Genomic DNA, 11,711 nt, shown 5'->3' with positions numbered 1-11,711 from the left:
GGCAACCGAAAACAAAAAGCCCACCGCGAAGGTGGGCTTGATGCTGCTACCGGATCATTCAGCTTTTCGGTGTTTCCACCGAAGCTTGCTGATTGGCCTGACCGGTCTTCTCGTACCAGCCACCGCCGAGCGCCTTGTACAGGTTGACCTCGCTGGTCAGCTGCGACAGGCGATCACCGATCAGTGCCTGCTGGGCGCTGAACAGGTTGCGTTGGGCGTCGAGGAAGGTCAGGTTGCTGTCGATACCGATACGGTAGCGACGCTCCGCCAGGCGGTAGTAATCCTGGTTGGCCTGCACCAGGTCACGTTGTGCCTGCAACTGCTCTTCGAAGGTCTTGCGCGCCGCCAGGCCATCGGAGACTTCCTGGAAGGCGGTCTGGATGGTCTTTTCGTACTTGGCGACGTTGATGTCCTTCTGGATCTTGGAGTAGTCCAGGCTCGCCTTCAGGCTGCCGGCGTTGAAGATCGGCAGGTTGATCTGCGGCTGGAACAGCCAGGTACCCGACCCCCCCTTGAACAGGCCGCCCATGTCCGGGCTTAGGGTACCGGCATTGGCGGTCAGGCTGATGCTCGGGAAGAACGCTGCGCGGGCCGCGCCGATGTTGGCGTTGGCGGCCTTGAGCAGGTGCTCGGCTTCCTGGATGTCTGGGCGACGTTGGAGGATGTCCGACGGCAGGCCGGCCGGTACTTCGGCCAACTGGTCGGCATTGAGCTCCAGTGGCGTAGGCAGGTCGGCCGGTACGCCGGTACCCAGCAGCACGGTCAGGCTGTTGAGGTCCTGTGCCACCAGGCGTTGGTACTGCGAGTACTTGACCCGAGCGCCTTCCACGGCGGTGCGTGCCTGGCTGAGGTCGAGGGCGGAGGCCACCCCGACTTCATTGCTGCGACGGGTCAGGTTGTAGCTTTCCTGGTAGGTCTTCAGCGTTTCTTCGGTCAGCTTGAACAGCGCTTGATCCGCCTGCCAGGTGTAGTAGGCGTTGGCCACGCTGGCCACCAGGGCGATCTGCGTGGAGCGCCGCGCCTGCTCGCTGGACAGGTAGGTTTCCAGGGCCTGCTCGCTCAGGCTGCGCACCCGGCCGAACAGGTCCAGCTCATAGGCGCTGACGCCAAGGGTGGCCGAGTACTGGCTGGTGATGTCGGCTTGGCCAGTCTGCGACATGTCTGCCGGTACCCGCTGGCGGCTGCCGCTGCCGGTGGCCGAAACCGCCGGGAACAGGTCGGCCCGCTGGATGCGGTACTGCGCACGGTAGGCGTCGATGTTCAACGCCGCGACACGCAGGTCGCGGTTGTTGACCAGCGAGGTCTGGATCAGCTGCTGCAGGGCCGGGTCGTGGAAGAACTGGCGCCAGCCCTGTTCAGCGGCGGCTACGTCTGCCGATTCGGTCGGCGAGTACGCAGGGCCTTGCGGCCACTGCGCTGCCACCGGTGCTTCCGGGGTCTGGTAGTCAGGGATCAGCGAGCAGCCGCCAAGAATCAAAGCGGTTACCGCCAGGGACAACAAAGACTTGGTCATTGCCCAGCCTCATAACGTGGAGTTTCAGGGGTGACGTCTTTTTCCGGCTGTTTGCTGCCGAACAGCGACGACACTGCGACGAAGAATAGCGGTACCCAGAAGATTGCCAGTACGGTGGCGCTGATCATGCCGCCGATCACGCCGGTGCCGATGGCGTGCTGGCTGCCGGCGCCCGCACCGCTGGCGATGGTCAACGGTACCACGCCAAGGATGAACGCCAGCGAGGTCATGATGATCGGGCGCAGACGCATGCGGCACGCCTCGATCGCGGCGTCGTACAGGCTGCGGCCCTGCTCGTGCAGTTCTTTGGCGAACTCGACGATCAGGATCGCGTTCTTCGCCGCCAGGCCGATGGTAGTCAACAGGCCGACCAGGAAGTACACGTCGTTGGACAACCCGCGCAGGCTGGTGGCGATCAGTGCACCGATGATCCCCAGTGGTACGACCAGCACGACGGCGATCGGGATCGACCAGCTTTCGTACAGCGCTGCCAGGCACAGGAACACGAACAGGACCGAGAGGGCGAACAGTGCCGGCATCTGCGAGCCGGAGAGTTTTTCCTCGTAGGACATGCCGGTCCAGGAGAAGCCGATACCGCTTGGCAGTTCGCCGGCGATACGCTCGACCTCGGCCATGGCCTCACCGGTACTGTAGCCAGGCGCTGGCGCACCGAGGATTTCCATCGCCTCGACGCCGTTGTAGCGGGACAGCTTCGGCGAACCGTAGGTCCATTCACCTTTGGCGAAGGAGGAGAACGGCACCATCTCGCCTTTGCCGTTGCGCACGTACCACTTCTGCAGGTCTTCCGGGCTCATCCGGGCGTTCGGTTCGCCTTGGATGTACACCTTCTTGACGCGGCCACGGTCGATGAAGTCGTTGACGTAGCTGGCACCCAGGGCAATCGACAGGGTGTTGTTGATGTCGGCAATGGTCACGCCCAAGGCGCTGGCACGTTCGTCATCGATGGTCAGCTGGTACTGCGGCTCATCGTTCAGGCCGTTCGGGCGTACGGCGCTGAGCACCTTGCTCTGCGCGGCTTTGGCCAGGAACTGGTTGCGTGCTTCCATGAGTTTGGCATGGCCGACACCGCCGCGGTCCTGGAGGAACACGTCGAAGCCGGTGGCGTTACCCAGTTCGAGTACGGCAGGCGGGGCGAAGGCGAACACCATCGCATCGCGGAAGGTGAAGAAGTGCTGCTGGGCACGCTGGGCCAGGGCGAACACGCTGTTCTCCTTGGAGCGCTCATCCCACGGCTTCAGCATGATGAAGGCCATGCCCGAGCTTTGACCGCGGCCGGCGAAGTTGAAACCGTTGACGGTGAACACCGACGACACGGTATCGGCTTCGTCCTTGAGCAGGTACTCACGCATCTGGTCGACCACTGCCTGGGTGCGTTCGGCACTGGAGCCTGCCGGGGTCTGCACCTGGGCAAACAGCACGCCCTGGTCTTCTTCAGGCAGGAACGCCGTCGGGATGCGGGCGAACAGCCAGATCATGCCGACTACGATCAGCGCGTAGGCCAGCAGGAACGGCACCTTGTTGCGCAGGATGGTACCGACGCTGCGCTCGTAGCCGTTTACGCTGCGGTCGAAGTTGCGGTTGAACCAGCCGAAGAACCCACCTTTGGCCACATGGTGCTCGCCCTTTTTCAGCGGCTTGAGCATGGTGGCGCACAGTGCCGGGGTGAAGATCAGCGCCACCAGCACCGACAGGCCCATGGCCGAGACGATGGTGATGGAGAACTGCCGGTAGATCACACCGGTGGAGCCACCGAAGAAGGCCATTGGCAGCAGTACCGCCGACAGCACCAGGGCGATACCCACCAGGGCACCCTGGATCTGCTCCATGGAGCGCTTGGTCGCCTCCTTGGGTGGCAACCCCTCTTCGGACATCACCCGCTCAACGTTTTCCACCACGACGATGGCGTCGTCCACCAGCAAACCGATGGCCAGGACCATGGCGAACATGGTCAGGGTGTTGATGCTGAAGCCCGCGGCGGCAAGGATGCCGAAAGTACCCAGCAACACCACCGGTACGGTCATGGTGGTGATGATGGTGGCGCGGAAGTTCTGCAGGAACAGGTACATCACCAGGAACACCAGGACCACGGCTTCGATCAGGGTGTGGATTACCCCGCTGATCGATTCGGTAACCACCGGCGTGGTGTCATACGGGAACACGGCCTTCACGCCAGGCGGGAAGAATGGCTCGAGGTCGCTGATGGTCTGGCGCAGGGCCTTGGCGGTGTCCAGGGCGTTGGCACCGGTGGCCAGCTTGACCGCTAGGCCCGATGCCGGCTTGCCGTTGAACTGGGCGCTGACGGCGTAGTTCTCGCCACCCAGGCCTACGTCGGCGACATCGCCCAGGCGTACCTGGGAGCCGTCGCTATTGACCTTGAGCAGAATCTTCTCGAACTGCTCGGCGGTTTGCAGGCGGGTCTTGCCGATGATGGTGGCGTTGAGCTGGGTACCCGGTGTGGCCGGCAGGCCGCCGAGCTGGCCGGAGGACACCTGCACGTTCTGCGCGGCGACTGCGGTCTTGACGTCGACTGGGGTCAGCTGGAACTTGTTCAACTTGGCCGGATCGAGCCAGATACGCATGGCGTACTGTGCACCGAACACCTGGAAGTCACCCACACCAGCAGTCCGCGAAATCGGGTCCTGCATGTTCGAGACAATGTAGTTGGCCAAGTCGTCCTTGGTCATGCTGCCGTCTTCGGACACCAGGCCGATCACCAGCAGGAAGTTTTTAACCGCCTTGGTGACGCGGATACCTTGTTGCTGCACTTCTTGCGGCAACAGCGGCGTAGCCAGGTTCAGCTTGTTCTGAACCTGAACCTGCGCGGTGTCAGCGTTGGTGCCTTGCTCGAAGGTGGCGGTGATGGTCATGCTGCCGTCGGAGTTACTTTCCGAAGACACATAACGCAGGTTGTCGATACCGTTGAGCTGCTGCTCGATGACCTGCACCACGGTGTCCTGCACCGTCTGCGCCGAGGCGCCCGGGTAGGTCACGGCGATGGCGATGGCCGGTGGCGCGATGCTCGGGTACTGGTTGATCGGCAACTTCAGGATCGACAGTGCCCCGACCAGCATGATCACCAAGGCGATCACCCAGGCGAAGATCGGGCGATCGATAAAGAACTTCGACATGGTTTACTCCGCTTTGGCGTCTGCTTTCGCCGCGTTGGCCTGATCAGGGCTGGCCGGCTTGTTGACGTTGGTGGCTTCGCTGACCTTGACCTCGACGCCTGGGCGCACGTATTGCAGGCCTTCGGTGATCAGGCGGTCGCCTGGGTTCAAGCCTTCCTCGATCAGCCAGTCGCTGCCCAGGGTGCGGCTGGCCTTGAGCTGGCGCAGTTCGACCTTGTTTTCCTGGTTGACCACCAGTGCGGTCGGCGCGCCTTTGAGGTCGCGGGTCACGCCCTGCTGTGGGGCCAGGATGGCGTTGGCGTTGACCCCGGCGCGCAGGCGGGCATGCACGAACATGCCAGGCAGCAGGGTGTGGTCGGGGTTCGGGAAGATCGCGCGCAGGGTCACCGAGCCGGTGGTCTCGTCGACCGCGACTTCGGAGAATTCCAGGCGACCCTGCTGCTTGAACAGGCTGCCGTCTTCGAGCACCAGTTGCACCGATGCGGCGTTGTCGCCGGCCTTTTGCAGCTGGCCGCTTTCCAGGTCACGGCGCAGCTTGAGCAGCTCGGCGGTGGACTGGGTGACGTCGACGTAGACCGGGTCGAGTTGCTGGATGGTCGCCATGGCGTTGGTCTGGCCATTGCTCACCAGTGCACCCTCGGTGAACGTGGAACGGCCGATGCGGCCGCTGATCGGTGCCAGGACCTTGGTGTAGCGCAGGTCGATCTGGGCGCTCTTCAGTGCTGCCTCGGCCTGCAATCGTTTGGCATTGGCGTCGTCGTATTCCTGTTTGGAGACGGCTTGTTCATCGATCAGCTGCTTGTAACGCTCGGCCAGCGAGCGGGTCGCCTGCAGGTTGGCCTGGGCATTGGCCAGGTTGGCTTCATAGACGGCTGGGTCGATCTGGTAGAGCTGCTGGCCTTCCTTGACGTCGCTGCCTTCTTTGAAGAGGCGCTTGAGGATGATGCCATTGACCTGTGGGCGCACTTCGGCGACGCGATAGGACGTGGTACGCCCCGGCAATTCCGAGGTCAGGGTGAAGGCTTGTGGTTGGAGGGTCACGACGCCGACCTGAGGAGCCTGCGCGGCAGGCGCTGCTTCTTCTTTCTTGCAGCCACTGAGCAGTGTTGCCAGGGCGACGGCGGAAACCAGAGCGGTAACGGCTGGCTTGAATTGCATGAGGATCCTCGGGGCGCTGGAGCAGGAGACGCTCAAGAGTAATGGAAGAGTCTGGTCAGAAAAATGCTATCGGGTGGATAAATAGCTTGCTAAGGAATATACTTACATTCATGGTTGTTTGTAAATACCGCTGGGTAGTACTTGGCTACTGCCGCAGCCCTTGATTAGCCCATCCGGGAGACGCCCTGCAGAGGCGACCCCGGCGGTTTCCCCGTGTGCGCCGCGCGCTCGGGCCCAGATGAGGTTGTACTGCCATGGTCCGTAGAACCAAAGAAGAAGCCCAGGAAACCCGCGCCCAGATTATCGAGGCGGCGGAAAAGGCCTTCTACAAGCGCGGGGTTGCGCGAACCACCTTGGCTGACATCGCCGAATTGGCGGGCGTGACCCGAGGTGCGATCTACTGGCACTTCAATAACAAAGCTGAACTGGTGCAGGCGTTGCTCGACAGCCTGCACGAAACCCATGACCACCTTGCGCGTGCGAGCGAAAGCGAGGATGAACTGGACCCGCTTGGTTGCATGCGCAAGCTGCTGTTGCAGGTGTTCAACGAGCTGGTGCTCGATGCCCGAACCCGGCGTATCAATGAGATTCTGCATCACAAGTGCGAGTTCACCGATGACATGTGTGAAATTCGCCAGCAGCGCCAGAGCACGGTGCTGGATTGCCACAAGGGCATTACCCTGGCGCTTGCCAATGCAGTGCGCCGGGGCCAGTTGCCTGCCGAGCTGGATGCCGAGCGCGCGGCGGTGGCCATGTTTGCCTATGTCGATGGCCTGATCGGGCGCTGGTTATTGCTGCCAGACAGTTTCGATCTGCTGCGTGACGTCGAAAAATGGGTCGACACTGGGCTGGATATGCTGCGCTTGAGCCCGGCTCTGCGCAAATGACTCTTTGTTAAGGATTGTGAGGGAGTGTTTCCTCATTGTATTAACGGAGCATTAAAAGCGGGGGCCGCGCTGCGGCCCATCGCAGGCAAGCCAGCTCCCACAGGCGTGGCGCTGTACTTGTAGGAGCGGCCTTGTGTCGCGAAAGGGCCGCAACGCGGCCCCAGCAGGCTCAACGCCCACGCAATTGCCGGTCCGGTAACGCCAACGCCACCACCAGCCCCAGCAGTGCGATCACGCCACTGCCCATCAGCAAATGCCTGAATGTCTCCAGCAACCGCGCTTGGGTCTGCGGGTCTGCTTCGCCAGCCTTCAGGCTCCCCAGCAATGGATTGCCCAGCAGCTCGAACCCACCTTGGTGCAGCAACGCCAGCAGCAGGCTGGACATGCACGCCACACCCATGGCGCCGCCGAGTGAGCGGAACAGGTTGGTGGTACTGGTAGCCACGCCGATGTCCTTGATGTCCACGGCGCTCTGCGTGCCCACCAGCGAAGTCGGAAACTGTAGCCCGCAGGCTATGCCGGTCAGCAGCATGAACACGGCACTGAGCAGGGCCGACTGCGGCGGTGTGATCGCCATGGCGAAGATGGCCACCGGCATCAACAGTGCACCGGCGAGAATTTGCGGCTTGTAGCGCCCAGTGAGGCTGGTCATGCGGCCCCCGGTAAAGGCGCCCATCGGCAGGCCCATCGCCAGGGGCAGTAGGTGCAATGCCGCGCTGTCGGCGCCCGCCCCGGTGATGCCTTGGTAGCGCAAGGGCATCAGCATGGTCAGGGAAATCGACTGGAAACTGGCGAAAAAGATCACGCCCCAGCACAGCACCGCGACGCGGTTGCCGAATAGGCCGAGGGGCAACAGTGGCTCCTGGCAGCGTCGCTCGTGGGCAATGAACAGCATCAGGCCAAGCACCGCGCAGGCGAACAGCGCCAGCACCGGCGGCGCTGTCCAGGCGTGCCCTTGGCCAACCAGGGTAATGCCCAGCAGCAGGCTGCCCAGGCCAAGAATCAGTAGCACCGCGCCCAGGTAGTCCACCTGGGCCTCGCGACGCTTCACCGGCATGTCGCCGAGCGCCCGGTGGATCGCCCACAACGCGACCAGCCCCAGCGGCAGGTTGATCCAGAACACCCAGCGCCACGACAGGTACTCGGTCAGCCAGCCACCGAGCACCGGCCCGGCGACGCTGGCCACGGCGTACATACTGCTGAAGTAGCCCTGGTAACGCCCGCGTTCGCGGGGCGGCACGAAGTCACCGATGATCGCCTGGCTGACCGACACCATGCCGCCCGCGCCAACCCCTTGCAGCACGCGCGCCAGCACCAGTTGCTGCATGTCCTGGGCCAGGGCGCAGGCAATCGACGCCAGGGTGAACAGCGAGATGCCGGTCAGGATCATCCGCCGCCGGCCATACAGGTCGCCCAGCTTGCCGTAGATCGGCACCGCCACGGTCATCGCCACCATGTAGCCAGAGATCACCCAGGCAAGCAGGCCGACATCGTTGAACTGGGCCGAGATGGCCGGCAACGAGACGGCGACGATGGTTTGGTCCAGCGCACCGAGGAAGATGGCCAGCATCAGGGCGGTGAGCACGTTGCGCAGCACGGTCGGGGGCAGGGCGGCAGTCACGGGGTTACCTTGGCAATGGGCTTGAGGCCGATGAATTGTAACCTGACTTAGGTAGCTTCCTATGTACTATCTGCATCCCCTATGCAAGATCGGCATTGGCGCATTCATCCAGTGAGGCATGGCTGCGTGATATCGTGGCTAGACCGCAGGGGCTGTAATCCGTGGCCTGCACCAGCTTGGTGCAGCTATTTGCCGCAGGGTTTTCGTGCCGCTGTATCCCACACCTTTTATTCCTCTGCCTGCATGTCGAGCATGACCGCCCAGATGGCGACGGTTGGAACAGGTCAGGTAGACCCGATTCAGGGGTCGGTAGCAACCGTTCAATTTCACGTTATTGCGGAGTGATCATGCCCAGGGCTTCCCACCAAGATTTGCGTTTTGCCTTCCGCGAGCTGCTCGCTTCAGGTTCCTGCTACCACACCGCGTCGGTGTTCGACCCGATGTCGGCGCGCATTGCCGCCGACCTGGGCTTTGAAGTCGGCATTCTTGGCGGTTCGGTGGCTTCGCTGCAGGTGCTGGCTGCGCCGGATTTTGCCCTGATCACCTTGAGCGAGTTCGTCGAGCAGGCCACGCGCATTGGCCGTGTGGCGCAACTGCCGGTGCTCGCCGATGCCGACCACGGCTACGGTAACGCGCTGAATGTCATGCGCACGGTCATTGAACTGGAGCGTGCCGGTGTGGCGGCGCTGACCATCGAAGATACCCTGCTGCCGGCCCAGTTCGGGCGCAAGTCCACCGACTTGATTCCGGTTGAGGAAGGCGTCGGCAAGATTCGCGCTGCGCTTGAAGCACGGGTCGATTCGTCGCTGTCGATCATCGCCCGCACCAACGCCGGTGTACTCACCACCGAAGAAATCATCGTGCGTACCCAGAGCTACCAAAAGGCCGGGGCCGACGGTATCTGCATGGTGGGGGTGAAGGATTTCGAGCAGCTCGAGCAGATCGCCGAGCACCTGACCGTGCCGTTGATGCTGGTGACCTACGCCAACCCCAACCTGCGCGATGACGAGCGCCTGGCGCGCCTGGGCGTGCGCATCGTGGTCGATGGCCACGCCGCGTACTTCGCCGCCATAAAGGCTACTTATGACTGCCTGCGCCTGCAGCGCGGCCAGCAGAACAAATCCGAGAACCTCAGCGCCACCGAACTCTCGCACACCTACACCCAACCCGAGGATTACATCCGCTGGGCCAAGGAGTACATGAGCGTCGAGGAGTGACCGGCAAGGCGCCGTCAGCTCAACGCACGGCGCTCAAGGTTGCGCTTTGTGGCACGCAGTGTTCGTGCTGACAATGGGCGGCCGAGCTGGGTTGGTTGCGTAGCAGCTCGACCCGCCAGCAGGCCGACCCGTACAGCCCGGCGATGGCAAACAGTGCCATGACCAGCGCGAGCCTTCTTGTTTTGATGCCCATGGTGCTCACCTCCTGTTACAACGCCAGGTGATACCTCTAAGCGTAGGCCAATCTCCGGCGCTGTGGGGTTACACCAGGTCCTGATCCCATTCCGGCTCGGCCTTGAACCGCTGCGCGAGAAAATCCAGCATGCTGCGTAAGGTCGCCGGCATGTGCTTGCGCGAGGTATAGACCGCATTCAGGTTGAGCTCGCGTGGCCGTGCTTCGGGCAGCAGGCGCACCAGTTCGCCCGTGCGCAGGGCGGCGGCAGCCTGGTAGGTCGGCAACATGGCGATGCCGGCTCCGGCCAGTGCCGCCTTTTGCAGGGTCATCGCCTCATTCGCACTGATGTTGCCCTCGACCGGGACGGCAATAGCTTGGCCCTGCACCTCGAAATGCCAGAGGTGATGGCCGAAGTAGGCATGGGTCAGGCAGTTGTGCCCGCTCAATTCCTCGATCCGCTGCGGCGTGCCGTGCTCACGCAGGTAGGCCGGTGCCGCGCACACCACCGAACGGCACACGGTCAGACGCCGGGCGATCAGGTTCGGGTCCAGGTCGTTGCTGGTGCGGATGGCCAGGTCGATGCGCTCGTCCACCAGGTTGACCGTGCGATCGAGCATCTGCAGCTCGACCTTCACCCCGGGGTAGCGCCGTACATACGCGGCCACGGCATCCACCAGTTGAGCCTGCCCGAACGACGTACTGACGCTGATGCGCAGCGCGCCGCGGGGGGCGTCGTCCGGTTGGCGCACGGCCAGCTGCAGGTCACCGGCGAGTTCCAGCAGTTGGCGGCAGCGTGGCAGTGTTTCCTGGCCGGCGGCGGTCAGGCTCAACTTGCGCGTGGTGCGCTGCATCAGCCGCGCACCAACCCAATCCTCCAGTTCCGCCAGGTAGCGTGAAACCACTGGCCTGGACAGTTGCAGGTGGTCCGCTGCCGCCGATTGGCTGCCCAGGTCGATGACAGTGACAAAAACGCGCATCGCGTTGAGACGGTCCATGATTTGCCCGATTTCAGAAACAAACTATGTTTGAGCATCGCATTTTTTGGCATGGATCGGGCAACTAAGCTGGTGAGCATTCTTCTTCAAGGCGGACCGTTGCGATGTCGTTATTCAATCCCTTGCGTGGCCTGATGCTGGCCTGTGTTGCATTGACCGGCCAGGCGCTGGCTGCCGAACCTTTGCATTTGGACGTCTACAACCCTGGCCACGAGGCGATTTTCCCGGTCAGTTCGGTGATTGTCAGTGGCGAAAAGGACGCCGTGCTGGTCGATGCCCAGTTCGGCAAGGCTCAGGCCGAACAGGTGGTCGAGCGCCTGCGCGCCGGTGGCAAGCGGCTGACAACCATCTACATCAGCCATGGCGACCCGGACTACTACTTCGGTCTCGACACACTGACCCAGGCTTTCCCACAGGCCAAGGTCGTCGCCTCTGCGGCTACCGTCGCGCATATTCACCAGACAATGGACGCGAAGCTGGCCTACTGGGGCCCGCAAATGGGCGCGGACAAACCGGAGCGCCTGGTCGTGCCTGAGGTGCTCGAAGGCCATCACCTGACCCTGGAGGGCCAGGCGCTCGACGTGGTTGGCCTGGACGGCCCGCAGCCCGATCGCAGCTTTGTCTGGATTCCATCGATCAAGGCGGTAGTCGGTGGGGTGGTGGTTTCGGAACACATCCATGTGTGGATGGCCGATACCCAGTCGGCCAAGTCGCATGCCGACTGGCTGGGCACGCTCAAACGGATCGAGCAGTTGGCACCGCGCACCGTGGTCCCCGGCCATTACCTCGGCCAAAGCAGCCGTTCGCTCGCCGCCGTGCGCTTCACGGCGGACTACATTCAGGCATTCGATGCCGAAACCGCCAAGGCAAAAGACGCCGCTGCGTTGGTGGCTGCGATGAAAAAACGCTACCCGGACCTGGCCGACGAGAGCTCGCTGGAGCTCGGCGCCAAGGTCGCCAAGGGCGAGATGAAGTGGTAATTCCGTTCAACTGATG

At 62.8% G+C, this 11,711-nt stretch carries 9 protein-coding genes; 3 read left to right on the top strand and 6 right to left on the bottom strand.

Translation table 11 applies throughout. The features are described 5' to 3' along the window. Nucleotides 1–58: 58 nt before the first annotated feature. Genes MFF34_RS00120 through ttgA form a run of 3 tightly spaced genes read right to left on the bottom strand, consistent with a single transcriptional unit; the run spans nucleotide 59 to nucleotide 5,820 of the window. Complete coding sequence (locus tag MFF34_RS00120) at nucleotides 59–1,513, bottom strand: AdeC/AdeK/OprM family multidrug efflux complex outer membrane factor (protein WP_238209432.1); 1,455 nt, start codon at nucleotides 1,511–1,513, stop codon at nucleotides 59–61. Then, nucleotides 1,510–4,662 carry a multidrug efflux RND transporter permease subunit TtgB gene (gene ttgB / locus MFF34_RS00115; protein ID WP_099430323.1) on the bottom strand — a complete coding sequence of 1,051 codons (3,153 nt, stop codon included), beginning with the start codon at nucleotides 4,660–4,662 and terminating at the stop codon, nucleotides 1,510–1,512. Before ttgB ends, MFF34_RS00120 begins: the two co-directional genes overlap by 4 nt. Before the next feature lie 3 nt (nucleotides 4,663–4,665). Beyond that, entirely contained in the window at nucleotides 4,666–5,820 is a 1,155-nt protein-coding gene (ttgA, locus tag MFF34_RS00110; RefSeq protein WP_027594098.1) for a toluene efflux RND transporter periplasmic adaptor subunit TtgA, read from the bottom strand. Between the two features lie 254 nt (nucleotides 5,821–6,074). Here ttgA and ttgR point away from each other — a divergent pair, with 254 nt between their 5' ends. Further along, nucleotides 6,075–6,707: an efflux transport transcriptional regulator TtgR gene (gene ttgR, locus MFF34_RS00105; RefSeq protein ID WP_027594099.1), complete on the top strand. Its 633-nt coding sequence runs from the start codon at nucleotides 6,075–6,077 to the stop codon at nucleotides 6,705–6,707. Between the two features lie 169 nt (nucleotides 6,708–6,876). Here ttgR and MFF34_RS00100 read toward each other — a convergent pair whose 3' ends face one another. Continuing rightward, nucleotides 6,877–8,328, bottom strand: coding sequence for an MDR family MFS transporter (locus tag MFF34_RS00100; RefSeq protein ID WP_238209422.1), 1,452 nt, complete (start codon nucleotides 8,326–8,328; stop codon nucleotides 6,877–6,879). Between the two features lie 347 nt (nucleotides 8,329–8,675). Here MFF34_RS00100 and MFF34_RS00095 point away from each other — a divergent pair, with 347 nt between their 5' ends. After that, nucleotides 8,676–9,545 (top strand): oxaloacetate decarboxylase, encoded by an 870-nt coding sequence (locus MFF34_RS00095; RefSeq protein ID WP_027594101.1) that lies wholly within the window; start codon nucleotides 8,676–8,678, stop codon nucleotides 9,543–9,545. A 19-nt stretch (nucleotides 9,546–9,564) separates the two neighbouring features. Here the strand turns inward: MFF34_RS00095 and MFF34_RS00090 are convergent, their stop codons facing one another. Next, on the bottom strand, nucleotides 9,565–9,738 hold the full coding sequence (locus MFF34_RS00090) for a hypothetical protein (protein WP_238209420.1): 174 nt from the start codon (nucleotides 9,736–9,738) through the stop codon (nucleotides 9,565–9,567). A gap of 68 nt (nucleotides 9,739–9,806) precedes the next feature. After that, entirely contained in the window at nucleotides 9,807–10,715 is a 909-nt protein-coding gene (locus tag MFF34_RS00085) for a LysR family transcriptional regulator (protein WP_238209418.1), read from the bottom strand. 104 nt (nucleotides 10,716–10,819) lie between these two features. Between MFF34_RS00085 and MFF34_RS00080 the strand changes: the two genes are divergently transcribed. Then, nucleotides 10,820–11,695 (top strand): MBL fold metallo-hydrolase, encoded by an 876-nt coding sequence (locus tag MFF34_RS00080; protein ID WP_238209417.1) that lies wholly within the window; start codon nucleotides 10,820–10,822, stop codon nucleotides 11,693–11,695. The last annotated feature ends 16 nt before the right edge of the window (nucleotides 11,696–11,711 follow it).

The sequence above is a fragment of the Pseudomonas sp. PAGU 2196 genome (assembly GCF_022179005.1).
Classification (GTDB): domain Bacteria; phylum Pseudomonadota; class Gammaproteobacteria; order Pseudomonadales; family Pseudomonadaceae; genus Aquipseudomonas; species Aquipseudomonas kermanshahensis.
The sequence above is the reverse complement of the archived record's forward strand: the minus strand, read 5'-3'. Positions and strand labels throughout refer to the sequence as shown.